The sequence below is a fragment of the Parafrankia elaeagni genome, assembly GCF_000374165.1.
In the GTDB taxonomy this organism is placed as follows: Bacteria; Actinomycetota; Actinomycetes; order Frankiales; family Frankiaceae; genus Parafrankia; species Parafrankia elaeagni.
Map to the genome: position 1 here is coordinate 70,707 of NZ_KB893718.1, position 15,287 is coordinate 85,993.

11 protein-coding genes are annotated in these 15,287 nt (G+C 71.8%); 7 read left to right on the forward strand and 4 right to left on the reverse strand.

Annotation, left to right across the window (positions count from 1 at the left end; all coding sequences use genetic code 11):
• Positions 1-98: 98 nt before the first annotated feature.
• The 3 genes from B207_RS0112560 (at position 99) to B207_RS36870 (ending at position 5,348) form a co-directional block, all read left to right on the forward strand.
• Positions 99-2,000: a polysaccharide biosynthesis tyrosine autokinase gene (locus B207_RS0112560; RefSeq protein ID WP_018636891.1), complete on the forward strand. Its 1,902-nt coding sequence runs from the start codon at positions 99-101 to the stop codon at positions 1,998-2,000.
• Positions 1,997-3,943, forward strand: coding sequence for a DUF4012 domain-containing protein (locus B207_RS0112565; RefSeq protein WP_018636892.1), 1,947 nt, complete (start codon positions 1,997-1,999; stop codon positions 3,941-3,943). Before B207_RS0112560 ends, B207_RS0112565 begins: the two co-directional genes overlap by 4 nt.
• 100 nt (positions 3,944-4,043) lie before the next feature.
• On the forward strand, positions 4,044-5,348 hold the full coding sequence (locus B207_RS36870; protein ID WP_154675308.1) for a hypothetical protein: 1,305 nt from the start codon (positions 4,044-4,046) through the stop codon (positions 5,346-5,348).
• A 257-nt stretch (positions 5,349-5,605) separates the two neighbouring features.
• On the opposite strand, the gene B207_RS0112575 is transcribed toward B207_RS36870, so the two are convergent.
• The 4 genes from B207_RS0112575 to B207_RS0112590 all read right to left on the reverse strand — a co-directional run bounded on the left by B207_RS0112575 (position 5,606) and on the right by B207_RS0112590 (position 10,784).
• Entirely contained in the window at positions 5,606-6,871 is a 1,266-nt protein-coding gene (locus tag B207_RS0112575) for an NAD(P)/FAD-dependent oxidoreductase (protein WP_018636894.1), read from the reverse strand.
• 215 nt (positions 6,872-7,086) lie between these two features.
• Positions 7,087-7,830, reverse strand: a complete 744-nt coding sequence (locus tag B207_RS0112580; protein ID WP_018636895.1) for a succinate dehydrogenase/fumarate reductase iron-sulfur subunit — start codon at positions 7,828-7,830, stop codon at positions 7,087-7,089.
• Positions 7,831-8,071: 241 nt separating this feature from the next.
• A complete protein-coding gene (locus B207_RS0112585; RefSeq protein ID WP_018636896.1) occupies positions 8,072-10,036 on the reverse strand; it encodes a fumarate reductase/succinate dehydrogenase flavoprotein subunit in 1,965 nt (654 codons plus the stop codon).
• Between the two features lies 1 nt (position 10,037).
• A complete protein-coding gene (locus B207_RS0112590; protein ID WP_268258199.1) occupies positions 10,038-10,784 on the reverse strand; it encodes a succinate dehydrogenase cytochrome b subunit in 747 nt (248 codons plus the stop codon).
• A 49-nt stretch (positions 10,785-10,833) separates the two neighbouring features.
• On the opposite strand from B207_RS0112590, the gene B207_RS0112595 reads away from it, so the two are divergent.
• The 4 genes from B207_RS0112595 to B207_RS0112610 all read left to right on the forward strand — a co-directional run bounded on the left by B207_RS0112595 (position 10,834) and on the right by B207_RS0112610 (position 15,250).
• The gene (locus B207_RS0112595) at positions 10,834-11,766 is read left to right on the forward strand and encodes a LysR family transcriptional regulator (RefSeq protein ID WP_026310996.1); all 933 of its coding nucleotides are present in this window, start codon (positions 10,834-10,836) and stop codon (positions 11,764-11,766) included.
• A gap of 720 nt (positions 11,767-12,486) precedes the next feature.
• Positions 12,487-12,825: a hypothetical protein gene (locus tag B207_RS0112600; protein WP_407671413.1), complete on the forward strand. Its 339-nt coding sequence runs from the start codon at positions 12,487-12,489 to the stop codon at positions 12,823-12,825.
• 165 nt (positions 12,826-12,990) lie between these two features.
• Positions 12,991-14,130, forward strand: coding sequence for an amidohydrolase family protein (locus B207_RS0112605; RefSeq protein ID WP_051102508.1), 1,140 nt, complete (start codon positions 12,991-12,993; stop codon positions 14,128-14,130).
• Positions 14,131-14,281: 151 nt separating this feature from the next.
• Positions 14,282-15,250 carry a CAP domain-containing protein gene (locus tag B207_RS0112610; protein WP_026310998.1) on the forward strand — a complete coding sequence of 323 codons (969 nt, stop codon included), beginning with the start codon at positions 14,282-14,284 and terminating at the stop codon, positions 15,248-15,250.
• Positions 15,251-15,287 lie beyond the last annotated feature (37 nt).

The following is a 15,287-nucleotide window of genomic DNA, read 5'->3' on the forward strand; positions in this document are numbered from 1 at the left end:
CCACTGCGAGTAAATGGCCGACTACGAATACAGTACGTTGCGTATGTCGAGTGTCACGGTGAGTGGTCGGGAGAAGGTCCCGGGAGGGTGGTCAGCGAGTGGAACTGCGCGACTACGTGCGCGTCCTGCGCCGAAGCTGGTTGCTGGTGCTGACCTGTGCGCTGCTGGGTGGTCTCCTCGCGGCGACGGCAAGCTGGCGGCAGACGAAGATCTACGCGGCGTCCGTCACGATGCTCGTTTCCGCCTCGGACGCCGAAGCCGCTGGGGCGGCCTCGGCGTATCAGGGCGGCCTGCTGTCCCAGCAGAGGGTGAAGTCCTACGCCAGTCTCATCGCCAGTGAGCGGGTGGCGGCTGCCGTGATCGACCAGCTGCGGCTGGACGAGAGCCCGACGGTGCTGCGCAGCCGGATCGAGGCGCAGGCGGTGCCGGACACGGTCCTGCTGCGCGCGGTCGTGCGCGACTCCGACCCGAGGCGCGCCCAGGAGATCGCCGACGGGATCGGCGAGGTCTTCTCTGACGCCGTCGACCAGATCGAACAGCCCGCCGAGGACGAGCCGCCGTCGGTGCGCGTGCGGGTCTGGGAGAACGCCAAGCTGCCGACCGAGCCGATCTCACCGCAGCCCGTCCGCAACATCGCGCTCGGCGTCCTGCTCGGCCTGCTGATGAGCATCGCCGCCGCCTTCGTCCGGTACCGGCTCGACACCAGTGTCGGAGGAGACGCCGACGCGAACAGCGTCACCGGTCTCGCGACCATCGGCATGATCGCCTACGATTCCGACGCCGGGCGGCGTCCGCTGATCGTCCACCTCAGCCCGCACTCGCGGCGCGCCGAGGCGTTCCGGCAGCTGCGCACCAACCTGCAGTTCGTCGATGTCGACGGCGGCCCGGGCTCGATCCTCGTCACCAGCGCGGTGTCCGAGGAGGGCAAGACCACCACCGTCTGCAACCTTGCCATCACCCTCGCCCAGGGCGGTGCCCGGGTCTGCCTGGTCGAGGGCGATCTGCGGCGGCCCTCCTTCGGCGACTACCTGGGGATCGAGTCCGCGGCCGGGCTGACCTCGGTGCTCATCGGTGCCGCCGCCCTGGACGACGTCCTCCAGCACTGGGGGGAGGGCCGGGTCGGCGACGGGCGGATCGAGATCCTGCCGAGCGGCCCCGTCCCGCCGAATCCCAGCGAGCTGCTCGGGTCGCGCCACATGGCCGAGCTGCTCCAGGTACTCGACAGCCGGTTCGACATCGTCCTCGTCGACGCACCGCCGCTGCTGCCGGTGACCGACGCCGCCGTCCTGGCGACCCGGGTGGATGGAGTGCTGCTCGTCGCGCGTTCCGGGCGGACCCGGCGTGAGCAGCTGCGCCGTGCCGCCGAGAACCTGCGAGCCGTGGACGCCAACCTGCTCGGAACCGTCCTCACCATGATGCCGACGAGGGGTGCGAACGCCCACTACTACGGCAGATACGGCACCTACGCCCCGCACCCGCGGCACACGCGGTCAGAGCGCGGCGGCTCAGCGCAGCCAGCGGCGGGCGACCGGGGCCTGCGCCCCGTCGCCGACCGCAGTGCGGCCGGGTCCGGGCCCGGGAAGGGGAAGTCCGGCGGCACTCGAACCGCCACGGCCGGCACGCCGGCCGGCGCCAGGGACAGTTCCCCCCCGGACAGCGGAGCGCTGGTCACCACCCGGCCGGTCGCCACGGCCGCCACCGGCCCGGCGGCGGGCTCGGGCGCCGGTACCGCATCCGGCGGGGGCTCGACATCCGACGAGCGGGCCGCCTCGAAGCCGACGGCCGCCTCGCGCAAGGCGGCGACCCGGGGCGCTGCGGAGGCGGGCGGCGCGGGCAGCGCCAGCAGCGCGGGCAGGGCGGGCAGTGCGGGCGGCAAGGACCCGGAACGCACCGGGGACCTGCCGGTCATCGCGATCGCCTCCCAACGGCAGCCGGATGATCCCACGGCCCCGCTGAGCTACGGCGGGACCGATCATCCGGACCGCTCCGTGGGCCGGTGACGGAGCGGACCACGGGGGGAACGGACGTTGATCGCGGTGCTCCGGCGCAGCCGGCCGGGGAGCAGGAGGCGGGCAGGGAGTCACAAGCCGGCCGCAACGGCCGGGATGGGGATGGCCGGATCCGGCTGCCCGGGCGTATTCGCGGCCGGCGTCTCGTCGCGGTCGGTGGGGCGGTGGTCGTCATCCTGGTGGCGGCCGCTGCATGGATCGTCGTACGCGGGCTGCTCGCCCGGTCCGAACTGGAGGGGGCCCGGGCGCAGATCGCGGCTCTGCAGGCAGCGGTCGCGCGCGGGGACGTGCCCGAGCCGTCGGACCTGCGCCGGACCATGGACGACATCGCCGCCGCGACGAGCTCGGCCCGGGCGCTGACATCCGATCCGATCTGGTCGGTGGCGGGCCACCTGCCGTTCGCGGGCTGTCCGCTGCGCACCAGCGCGGAGCTGGCCACGGCGCTGGACGGGGTGGCGACCGGCGCACTGCCGTCGGTCGCCGAGCTCAGCGACCAGCTCTCCCCGGCAACTCTGCGGGCGGGGACCGCGGTCAACGTGGCTGCGCTGGCCGCCGCCCGCGGGCCGGCCGAGCAGGCGCGCGCGGCGGTCGCCGCGTTCGAGGCGTCGGCCCGGCGGGCGTCGCCATGCGGTGCGCTCGGCCGCCGCCTGGGGGTCGGCGCGGCGCAGCAGGAGGCCGTCACCACCGGCGAGCGCCTGCACGGCGTCCTGGACACCCTGGTCCTCGCCACCCGTCTCGGGCCGGACATGCTCGGTGCGGGCGGGCCCCGCCGCTACCTCCTGGTGGTGCAGAACCCGTCGGAGTCGCGCGCGAACGGCGGCATCATCGGCGGGTTCGGTGTGCTGACGGCGGATGACGGCCAGCTGGAACTCGACGACATCTCCGGCAACGGCGCGCTGCCCGGCCGCGCGACGCAGATCCGGCCGGCGGCGAACCTGTCCCCGGAGTTCGCCGCGCGCTACGGCTCGTTCTGGCCGTCACGGGTGTGGGCGAACGCCAATCTGACGCCGGACTACCCGACGGCGGGCCGCCTCTACTCCGCGCTCTATCGGGCCGGGGCGGGGCGTGCCGTCGACGGGACGATCAGCCTGGACCCGACGACGCTGTCCTACCTGCTGGCCGCGACCGGCCCGGCGGTTCTGCCGGACGGCCGTTCCGTCGACGCCGGGGAGCTGGTCGAGCTGGTCGAGTCCCGGGTGTATGCGGAGATCGCCGACGTCGGCGTGCGGGACGCCTTCTTCGCCTCGATCGGCGAAGCCGTGTACCAGTCCGTGGTCACCGGGGGCGGTTCCGCGGGGGATACCGCGGACCTGCTGCGGGCGCTGGCGCGCGCGGCAAGGGAAGGGCGGCTTCAGGTGTCAAGCAACCACGCCGATGAGCAGCGGGTTCTTTCGTCGACCGCGCTCGGCGGCGCGCTGCTGGACGTCCCCGGCCCGTTCCTGGGCGTGGTGACGCAGAACGCGACGGCGAGCAAGCTCGACTACTGGATGCGGCGCGGCACCGACTACCGGATGCAGCGCCGGCCGGACGGATCCGGGACGGCGACGATCACCGTCACGCTGCTGAACGCGGCGCCGGAGGGTCTCAGCGACTACGTCCGTAACCGCGGAGACGTCGACATCCCCGGCTGGCGGAACGAACAGGCCCAGAACCGTCTGTGGCTGTCGGTCTACACGGGCCGCGGGAGCGCGCTGATGGACGCCGAACTCGATGGCGAGCCGGTCTCCATGTCGGTGGGGACGGAGCTGGGACGTCCTGTCCTGTCGACGTATCTGACGGTGGACCGCGGGCAGACGCGGACCCTGCGGCTCCGGGTTCGGGAGCCGTCGTCCGGCCCTGGCCTGACTCTCCGTAGTCAGCCTCTGACGTTTCCCGAGCGCTTCGTGGTAACGGGTCTGGCTGTCCAACGTCCATGGTTGCAGAGAGTTGGGTGATGATGACCGAAGGTCGTGGACACTTAGAGTGACCCTCTGTACTCTCCCCGTAGTAATCATCCGACTGTTTATACGGATCACCCGCAGGGAGAGTGTCTGAATGAAGTTCCGAACTCTCGGCGTCGCGCTGGTAGCGGGCGGCGGGCTGGCGCTCGCGGCGCTGCCGGCTTCCCCGGCGGCGGCCTTTGATGACAATTTTGTGGCCTACCCTCCGGTTGGCTGCTCCGGGATGAGCGGGGAAGGAAGCGTCAGCAAATCACTGCTGCTCGTGGGGGAAGCCACCATCTTCGGAGGGTGCGGTTTTTACCCCGGATCCACGGTGGAGATCCAGATCGGCGGTGTCGTGCAGGAGATCGCCAGCGTGGACGACGCCGGCCGGTTCAGCGTTCCGGTCATCCCGACCGCCGTGGGCACCCAGACGCTGGCCGCCGTAGGCGAGGCCGGTGCCCCGGACACGACGGGCACCGCGCAGGACACGAGTCTGTTCGAGGGCGGCGACTGGTTCGCCGACGGGACTGGTGAGGAGGGCGACTGGTTCGCCGACGAGGCCGGTGAGGAAGGCGGGCTCGTCGACGAGGCCATCGACGAGGCCGTGCCGGTCATGCCGGAGGCCCCGGTAGTCCCGGTAGCCCCGGAGGTGCCGGACAGCGACGCCACCCTCGTTGACCCGCCGCTCCCGGTCGTGGGCGGTCCCGCGGTCGACGTGCCAGCCACCGGTGTTCTGCCGGCTGATGGTGCGACCGACCCGGCTCCGGAGGTCCCGGGCCGGCTCGCCGGCGTCATCACGCAGGCCCAGGGGCCCTTCGGGCCGCGGGTCGTCACCGCCACCATCACCGTCATCGGGATCGGCCAGGGCGGAATCACCGGCCTGCCGATCGACCCGGGCCTGATCGCCAGCTGGATCGGCGACTGGGGCAACTGGGACGACAAGCACGACAAGGACCGGGACGGACGGGACGGGTCCTGCTTCGGTGACGGCTTGGACAAGGACAAGGACAACTTCGACGAGGACAAGGACGGCGTCGACAAGGACGGCGTCGACACCGTGAAGGACGACGAGTTCGGCGAGCAGCAGGGTCTGGCCGCGCCAGTCCCCACCGCGCTGGCTGACGGTGACGACAGGTTCGACGACAAGGACGACAAGGACGACTGGTTCGGAGACAAGGACAGCGACAAGGACCGCGACCGCGACGGTGACTGCATCATCGCCGGTGGCGTGGTCGGCGTCGGCGTCGGCGGTGCCGGTGTCGGCGGTGCCGGCGCGGGTACCGGTGCCGGGGCGCTGCCCTTCACCGGTGTGGAGACCGGTGCCATGGCCTCCATCGCCATCGCCCTGCTCGGTGGCGGTGTCCTGCTCCGCGTCGCCGCCCGTCGCCGCCGGCTCGCCGGCCGGGCGCAGGGCTGACCTCGCTGGTCAGCGGTAGCCACTGGTCCGGACATCCGTGCGGACCACACCCGGGGTGGGCGTCCGACCCGGCGGACGACGAGAGCGTCCGGCGTCGTGGCTGAGGTACACACCTCGCCGCGAACCGTGGTCAGGAGAACCGGAGCCGTGATGACACGGTGATCCGGCGCCACCCATGAAAGGCACGGGCCGCCCGCGTACCAACGCGGGCGGCCCGTCGCCATGCCGGGAGCCGGGAGCCGGGAGCTGGGAGCCGGTCAGCCGGTCGAGCGGCGCAGCGGGTCGAACGGCGCGAGCTCCGCCGGTGTGCGCCCACTGACCAGAGCGGAGGCGACCAGTCGACCGGTGACGGGACCGAGCGTGATACCCCACATCCCGTGGCCGCCCGCGACGTGCACCCGCGGGGAGGCGGTCGGCCCGATGAGGGGCAGCCCGTCCGGCGTGCACGGCCGCGGGCCCACCCACTCCAGGGTGCGGGCGTGCAGGTCGACGCCGCGCAGCAGCTCGCGGGCCGCGGCGGCGATCGCGTCGATCCGCCGTGGGTCGGGCGGCGCGTCGGGGCGGCGGAACTCCATCATCCCGGCGATCCGCAGACCGGTGCCGATCGGTGTGCAGGCCACCCGGGACGCCGGGAAGTAGAGCGGGCCGGTGGGCGGCTCCTTCACCGGGACGCTGAAGCTGTAACCGCGGCCGGCCTGCACGGCCGTGCGCACCCCGAACCGGGCGGCCAGGCGGGGCAGCCAGGCCCCGGTCGCCAGTACCACGGCGTCGAACGGCGCGGGCGGTCTGGTGTGGTCGGCCATCGTGATCACCACTCGTGAACCCAGGTCGATCACCTTGTCGACGGCGGCTCCCTCGCGGATGACGCCGCCGCGCTCGCGGACCGCGTCGGCGACCGCGGCGACGAACCGGCCGGGGTCGCAGTACCGCTGGCCGTGCACCTGGATGACATGGGTGATCTGTTCGGAGAGCAGCGGGGCGCGGTCCCGGGCCTCCAGCGGGTCCAGGATCTCGGCCTCGACCGGCTGCCCGCAGGCACGCACCTCGTCGAGTTCGGCGAGCAGCGCGTCGGCGCCGCGCCGGTCGCGGTAGCAGGCCAGGAACGGAGCGGCGGCCCGGGTGGGGGCGGCGACCCCGCCGTCCGCGAGCTCGTCGAAGGCGTCCAGGCTGCGGCGGGTGAGGGGGGCGAGCGCCCGCATCGCCTCGCGCCACCGCCGGTGGGTGCTGTGCCGGACGAAGCCGGCGAGAAACCGGGCGAGCCGTGGATCGGCGGCGGGCGGCAGGTAGACCGGGGAGTCCGGGCGCAGCACCATGCGCAGGCCGTAGCCCAGCACCGCCGGTTCGGGCAGCGGGGTGGCCAGCCCCGGCGTGAGCCAGCCGGCGCTGCCCCAGGAGGCACCGGCCCCGGCCCCGACCGGGCCAGGGGTCACCTGGTCCCGTTCGTAGACGGTGACGCCCACTCCGTGTTCCTGGAGGTGCCAGGCGGTGCACAGGCCGACCATGCCGCCGCCGATGACGGCCACGTGGTCGGGGCCGGGCTGCCCCGATGGCCGGCCGGGCCGCGCCCAGGGCTGGTCGGACGGGCGAGCGGACGAGCCGGTTGCGGGACGAGGGTCCACGGAGTCCACGCCCGACATGTTCCCCCGCCTGGGCGGTTTCAGTACCCGCAGCCGCGAACCGGCCGTCCACTGGGCACCTCGGGACCCGCCCGGGCGGGGAGGCCCGGGCGGGGAGGCGGCTACCGCCGGGTGAGGGACCGCAGGTACTCGCGGTTGAGGTTGCCGATGCTCGTCAGCGGGATGCCCTTCGGGCAGGCCACCGTGCACTCGCCGGTGTTGGTGCAGCCGCCGAAGCCCTCGTCGTCCATCGTCGCGACCATGTCGCGCACCCGGGTCTCGCGCTCCGGGGCACCCTGCGGCAGCAGGTTGAGGTGGGTGACCTTGGCCGAGGTGAACAGCATCGCCGAGCCGTTCGGGCAGGCGGCGACGCAGGCCCCGCAGCCGATGCAGGTCGCGTTGTCGAACGCGGCGTCGGCGATGTCCTTGGGGACGGGGGTGGCGTGCGCCTCCGGCGCGCTGCCGGTGACGACCGAGATGTAGCCGCCGGAGCCGATGATCCGGTCGAAGCCGGAGCGGTCGACGACCAGGTCGCGCACGACCGGGAAGGCCGCCGCGCGCCACGGCTCGATGTCGATCGTCTCGCCGTCGGTGAACTCGCGCATGTGCAGCTGACAGGTGGTGGTCCGGTCGCGGGGGCCGTGTGCCTGGCCGTTGATGACCACACCGCACATGCCGCAGATGCCCTCGCGGCAGTCGTGGTCGAACGCCACCGGGTCCTCGCCCTCGAGGATCAGCCGCTCGTTGAGCACGTCGAGCATCTCGAGGAAGGACATGTCCGGGCTGACGTCCGCCAGCTCGTAGGTGACCATGGCACCGCGGTCCTCCGGGCCGCGCTGCCGCCAGATCCGAAGGGTGAGGTTCACGGTCGGGGCTCCTTCGAGTGCTGTGGGCTCGTCGCGCGGCGCGCGGACGTCCGTGCTCGCGCCGCCGCATGCGGCGCTGGGAAAGCGGAGGGCGGAGGTGCGGGAGCGGGGCGGCCGGGATCGCCGGGGAGACCGGGGTGGTTGCCGGCTCCCCGGCGGGCGGCGGAGGGTGCCCCCGGTGCCGGCCGCCGCCGCGGGGCCCCCGGGGTGGGGGCGAGCGGGCGGCGGCCGGCCATCGGGGTCACGAGTAGTTGCGCTGGGCCAGGTGGACGTAGTCGAACTTGAGCGGCTCCCGGTGCAGCACCGGGGCCCCGCCGGTGTACTCCCACGCCGCCGCGTACGCGAAGTTGTCGTCGTCGCGCAGTGCCTCGCCGTCCGGGGTCTGGCTCTCCTCGCGGAAGTGACCGCCGCAGGACTCGGCGCGGTGCAGGGCGTCGATGCACAGCAGCTCGCCGAACTCGAGGAAGTCCGCGATCCGGTTCGCCTTCTCCAGCGACTGGTTCAGCTCGCCGGAGTCGCCCGGCACCTTCACCCGCCGCCAGAACTCCTCGCGCAGCTCCGGGATGCGGGCGAGCGCCTTGCGCAGGCCCGCGTCGGTGCGGCCCATGCCGCACTCGTCCCAGATGAGCTCGCCGAGTTCGCGGTGGAACGAGTCGGGCGTACGGTCGCCGTTGACCTCCAGCAGGCGGCCGAGCCGGCCGGTGACCTCGCCGACCACCGACGTCACCGCGGGGTCGTCCAGGCTGACCGAGCCCAGCTTGGTGCTGGCGATGTAGTTGCCGAGCATGGGCGGCAGGACGAAGTAGCCGTCGGCCAGACCCTGCATGAGGGCGCTGGCGCCGAGGCGGTTCGCGCCGTGGTCGGAGAAGTTGGCCTCACCGATCACGAACATGCCGGGGATGGTGCTCTGCAGGTCGTAGTCGACCCACAGCCCGCCCATCGTGTAATGGACGGCCGGGTAGATCCGCATCGGGACCTTGTACGGGTCCTCACCGGTGATCCGGTCGTACATCTCGAACAGGTTGCCGTACTTCTCGCGGACCTTGTCCTCGCCCATGCGCTTGATCGCGTCGGCGAAGTCGAGGTACACACCGAGACCACCCGGGCCGACGCCGCGGCCGTCGTCACACTGGTACTTCGCCGCGCGCGACGCGATGTCACGCGGGACGAGGTTGCCGAAGGCCGGGTAGATGCGCTCCAGGTAGTAGTCGCGCTCGGCCTCGGGGATCTGGTCCGGCGAGCGGGTGTCGCCCTTCTTCTTGGGAACCCAGATGCGGCCGTCGTTGCGCAGCGACTCGCTCATCAGGGTGAGCTTGCCCTGGTACTCCCCGGAGCGGGGGATGCAGGTCGGGTGGATCTGCGTGTAGCAGGGGTTCGCGAAGTGCGCCCCGCGCCGGTGGGCCCGCCACGTCGCCGTGGTGTTGGAGCCCTTGGCGTTGGTGGAGAGGAAGAAGACGTTGCCGTAGCCGCCGGTGGCGAGCACGACCGCGTCCGCCAGGTACGGGGTGATCTTGCCGGTGACCAGGTCACGGGCGACGATGCCGCGGGCCCGCCCGTCGATGACGATCAGGTCGAGCATCTCGGTCCGGGGGTGGATCTCCACGTTGCCGGCGTCGATCTGGCGCGACAGCGCCTGGTAGGCGCCGATCAGCAGCTGCTGCCCTGTCTGGCCCCGCGCGTAGAACGTCCGCTGGACCTGCACACCGCCGAAGGAGCGGGTGTCGAGCAGGCCGGAGTACTCGCGGGCGAACGGCACACCCTGCGCGACGCACTGGTCGATGATCTGCGTCGAGATCTGGGCGAGCCGGTAGACGTTCGACTCCCGGGCGCGGAAGTCGCCGCCCTTGACCGTGTCGTAGAACAGCCGGTAGACGGAGTCACCGTCGTTGCGGTAGTTCTTCGCCGCGTTGATGCCGCCCTGCGCGGCGATCGAGTGCGCGCGCCGGGGCGAGTCCTGGAAGCAGAACTGGATGACGTTGTAGCCCTGCTCGGCCAGTGTCGCGCCGGCGGCACCGCCGGCGAGGCCGGTGCCGACCACGATGACGGTGTGCTTGCGGCGGTTGGCGGGGTTGACCAGCTTGGCGGAGAACTTGCGGCGGTCCCAGCGGGTCTCGATGGGACCATCCGGCGCCGCGGTGTCGGCGATGTCGTCGCCGACCGTCCAGTAGGCGCTTCCGCCAGAGCCGAGGGAGGTCGTCTCGGGCATCTCAGTCCACCAATCCGGCCAGCACGGCGATGGGAACGGTCACGAAGCCCGCCGAGATGAGGACCGCCAGAACGGTCGCGGCGATCTTCAGATTCTTCTCCCGAGCCGCGCTGTGCACGCCGAGGGTGCGAGCAGCGCTCCAGAAGCCATGGTGAATGTGCAAACCGAGCGCCAGCATCGCGATGATGTAGAAAACTGTGACCCACCACACGGAGAAGCTGGACACGATGTTGTCGTAGGCGGCGCCTTCGACTCCGTGCCGGTTCACCGTCAGGGTGGTGAAGTCGAGGAGGTGGTAGATGACGAAAAGGGCGATGATGATGCCGCCGTAACGCATCGTGTTGACGGCGTAGCTCGCCTCGAGTCGCTGCCGGTGAGCGTACTTCTGCGGCCGGGCCTTCAGATCCCGTCGGCTGAGCTGGTACGCCGTCGTGGCGTGCAGCACGATCGCGACGAGCAGCAGGGCCCGCATGATCCACAGGAACCAGGCTCCGTGGAGCGCGGGGACCCCGATCGTGCGCAGCCAGTGCGCGTACTCGTCGAAGCTCTCGCGGCCGTAGAAGATCTTCAGGTTGCCGAGCATATGGACGAGGAGATAAAGCAGCATCACCCCCCCGGTGACGGCCATCACAGCCTTCTTGCCGATGGTGGACCGCCAGAAGATGCCTACGGGGGACGTAGGCCGCGCGTCGTTCGTTACAGCCACGCTGCGAACCCTAGGGACAACTTCCTCATCGGTCCAAGACATGCTTGACCTCAGCTCGATAGGCTGGGCCTATCGTCAGTTACCCTAAGGTGTGCAGCTTCATCAGCTTGCGTACTTTGTCGCCGTCGCCGAGACCAGGCACTTCACTCATGCGGCCGAGCGTGAGCACGTAGCGCAGCCCTCCCTCTCGCAACAGATCCGTGCACTGGAACAGGAGCTGGGTAGTCCCCTTTTCAACCGAATGAGGGGCAACATCACACTCACTCCGGCAGGGGAGACTCTGCTTCCACTGGCACGTCGGATCCTCGCCGACACCGAGACGGCCCGCCGTCAGGTGCAGGAGCTGCTCGACCTGCGCCGGGGAACGGTGCGGCTGGGGGCGACGCCGAGCCTGTGCACCGGCTTCCTCCCCGAGGTGCTGTACGCCTTCCACCGGGAGTACCCGGGCATCCGCCTCGTCGTCGAGGAGGGCGGCTCCCGCGACCTCGTCCGCGACCTCGCGCAGGGACACCTCGACCTGGCGCTCATCATCCTTCCCCTGCACAGCACCGATCCGGCGCTGGCGACCATGCCGCTGCTGCGGGAGGACCTCGTCCTCGTCACCTCGGAGAACTCCCCGCCGCCGGCGCGGGATGGTCAGCTGCGGGTGACGGACCTGCGCAACCGCCCCATGGTGATGTTCAGGCGGGGCTACGACCTGCGCGAGTTCACCGTCGGCGCCTGTCGGATGGCCGGCTTCGAGCCGACCTTCGCCATCGAGGGCGGCGAGATGGACGCGGTGGTCGGGTTCGTCGAGGCGGGTCTGGGCGCGGCGGTGATCCCGAGCATGGTCGCCCGGCGCCAGCGCCTGCGGAGCACCGGCTTCGTGCCGCCCGGCCTGCACCGGACGATCGGTCTCGCGCACCGGCGTGACGTCGAGCCGCCGCAGGCCGCCAAGGAACTCCGCCGCAGTCTCCGCGCCTATTTGAAGAGCACCGCCGCCGCCGGCACCCTCCCACCCGGAACCGATCTCGTCCCCGAGTGACTCCGCGCTGTTCGGAGGATCACTTCAAGTGCGACAAAAAGGGCATGTGACTTACATCACACTGACGAGGGGTAATTTCCTGGTTAGCGTGACCCGAGCGACCTTCTTGTTCGTGGCCGGTGCTCAGTAGTGCTGGCAGCGGTGAAATGGGGCTGAGGCAAGGATTTCTGTCCGGTGGCTGCGGGGGAGCAGTGCCGCGCGTGTTGCGATGCGGTTTTTCCCGGCGGATGCCGGCGCCGAAACGGGGGTAGGCGCGGTGACGTTCGTGCTGTGCTGTGCTGGATGGCACATCATTTCGCGATCTCCTCGTCCGGCGGAGCGCGGACAGCCGGCGACCGGCCGGACACCGGTGGCCTGCCACCCGGGGGCTGCGGCTCACCGTGGCCGGCGGCGCGGCCGGCGGTTGGAGCCGCCTGTCCCCCACCTGTGCCACCGGCACACCGGGAGCATCGCTGACCAGCGGTTTTCCGGTGGTCTTCACAGTGCCCCGCGGGGAGCGGGTGGATGGTTGTGACCGTCCTCGGTGACCGTGCGGACCGCATGGGACTCTGGTCCGAGATGCGTAGGCGTACCGAGAGCTCCTGGTTCGAGCGATCAGAAGATGTCACGCCCGCGCGGCCGAAAAATCTGCCGGAGCCATCGGAGCGCGCTGCTCCGAACGCTCCGCACATTCGTGCAGGAGGAACTGTGAACAGCGTCGACCTTGCTCTCAAGGAAGCGATGGAGATCGACGGCGCGACTGCTGTCGCGCTGGTGGACTTCACCAGTGGAATGACCCTGGGAACCCTGGGCGGCAACCACACTTTCGATCTGGAGGTGGCTGCGGCCGGTAACACCGAAGTCATCCGGGCGAAGATCCGCACGATGGAAAGCCTGGGGCTGGCCGACACCATCGAGGACATCCTGATCACCCTGGGGCGGCAGTACCACCTGATTCGCCTGCTGCAGAGCCACACCGGGCGGGGCCTGTTCCTCTACCTGGTCCTGGACAAGGGCCGCGCCAACCTCGCCATGGCGCGTCACCGCCTGCGCTCCATCGAATCGCAGCTCGACATCTGAGGCGCCGCTCCTGCCGGCAGCCATGACAGCCACGGCGCCGCCGGTGGTGGTGGTGCGCGGCCGGCGCTGGCGGCGGCGCCGACCGACGTGCGTGTCCGGGACGCGGCACGGGTGAATGATGGACGTCGTGACGAGCACGCCGACGACGCGACGACGAACCCGCGCATGACGGACACATCCAGGACGGGCACATCCACGACGGACCCATCGGCGGCGGGTACGCCGACGCTGCGGATCACCGGGCAGGTCCTGGTCGGGCCGGACGACGTCCGGGGCGAGGTCTGGGTGGTCGGCGGGCGGGTGACCTTCACCGCCCCGACCGGCGCCGCCGCCCGCGACGTCCGGACAGTCACGGGCTGCGTGATCCCCGGTCTCGTCGACGCGCACTGCCACGTCGGTCTCGTCTCCACCGGCGCGACCGACGCGCGGACGGCCGAGGAGCAGATCCTGGCCGACCGCGGCACCGGTGCCCTGCTGCTGCGTGACGCCGGATCGCCGTCCGACACCCGGTGGATCGACGAGCGGGCCGACCTGCCCCGCCTGATCCGCGCCGGCCGGCACATCGCCCGCCCGAAGCGGTACCTGCGCGGGTACGCGGCCGAGGTGGAGCCCGGCGAGCTGACCGCCGAGGTCGCCGAGCAGGCCCGCCGCGGCGACGGCTGGGTCAAGCTCGTCGGCGACTGGATCGACCGGGCCACCGGCGACCTCGCCCCGTGCTGGCCGGCCGACGCGGCGCGTGCGGCCATCGACGCCGCCCACGCCCTCGGTGCCCGGGTCACCGCCCACTGCTTTGCGGAGAGCTCGCTGGCCGACCTCGCCCACGCCGGCATCGACTGCGTCGAGCACGCCACCGGCCTCACCGACGACACCCTCGGGCTCTTCGCGCAGCGGGGGATCGCCATCGTTCCCACCCTGGTGAACATCGCGACCTTCGAGGAGATCGCCGCCGGGGCGGAGGCGAAGTTCCCCACCTACGCCCGCCACATGCGCGACCTGCACGCGCGCCGGTACGACACCGTCGCCACCGCCTTCGAGGCCGGCATCCCGATCTATGTCGGTACGGATGCCGGCGGCTCGCTGCCGCACGGGCTGGTGGCCGACGAGGTCGCCGAGCTGGTCGCGGCCGGGATGCCGCCGCAGGCCGCCCTCGGCGCCGCCTGCTGGGACGCCCGCCGCTGGCTCGGCCGGCCGGGACTGGCGGAGGGCGAGTCGGCCGACCTCGTCGTGTACCCGGCCGACCCGCGGCTCGACGTGCGGGTGCTGCGGGCCCCCGAGCTGATCGTCCTGCGCGGTGAGGTCTACTAGTGCCGCTCGCCGGGCCGGCTGGTCCGGCTCGCGCTGGAGGTTCTCGCGGAACCTCTGTGCGTGCTGCTCGTTGTCAGCTGGAGAAGCCCCGGCGCAGCGGCCCGCCGGTGGCGGGGTGGTGACGCGGTGCCGCGTGAGCGCGGAGGCCGCGATGGTGGAGCTGGTGTCCGGGGCCAACACCGATCTGGCCGGCAGCGAGCTCTCGTTGTCGCTGCCCGGGCCGTTCGATCTGTCCGCCCTGGTGCTCGGGGCCGATGGCCGCGTCTCCGGCGACCGTGACATGGTCTTCTACAACCAGCCGAACGCCGCCGGCGTCACCCTGCGGGACACTCCCGAGGCCCGTGTCATCGACCTGAACCTGGCCCGGCTGCGCCCGGGTGCCGAGCGGGTCGTCCTCGTGGCCAGCCCGGCGGACGGCACCAGCTCCTTCGGGCGGCTGCCACCGCCGCTCGCGACCGTGCGCGCCGCCGGCCGCCCGGTGGCGACCCTGCGCCCGCCCCGTCTGGACGCGCAGACCGCCCTGCAGATCGCCGAGTGCTACCGCCGCGGTGGGCGCTGGAAGATCCGGGCGCTGGGCCAGGGCTATGCCGACGGCCTGGCCGGGCTGGCCCGTGACTTCGGCATCGAGGTCGAGGAACCGCCGGCGCCGGCACGGGCGTCAGCCCCAGCCCCAGCTTCAGCCCGAGGCCCGGTTCCGGGTCCGGGTCGGAGGTTGCCTGCGCCTGGGCCCGCCGGCGACGTCCTCCTGGAGGTTCTGGAGCTCACCAACGCCGAGCGGGCCCGCTTCGGACTGGCGCCGTTGTCCGCCGAGCCGCGCCTGGCCGCGGCCGCCGCGCGGCACAGTGCCGACATGGCTGCCCGTGGCTTCTTCGCCCACGAGACTCCGGAAGGCGTCGGCGTGGCCGGTCGTGTCGTCTCCTGTGGCTACGTCTACGCGGTGGTCGCCGAGAACATCGCCGCCGGCCAGCGGACCGCCCGCGAGGTCGTCGCGGGCTGGATGGACAGCCCCGGCCACCGGGCGAACATCCTGCGGCCCGAGGTGCGCCAGCTGGGCGTCGGCCGGGCGGAGGGCGGGGAGTACGGCGTCTACTGGACGCAGGTTTTCGGGACTCCGCGCTGACCCCGCAGCTGACCGCAGATCCGATGACCCGTTCGAC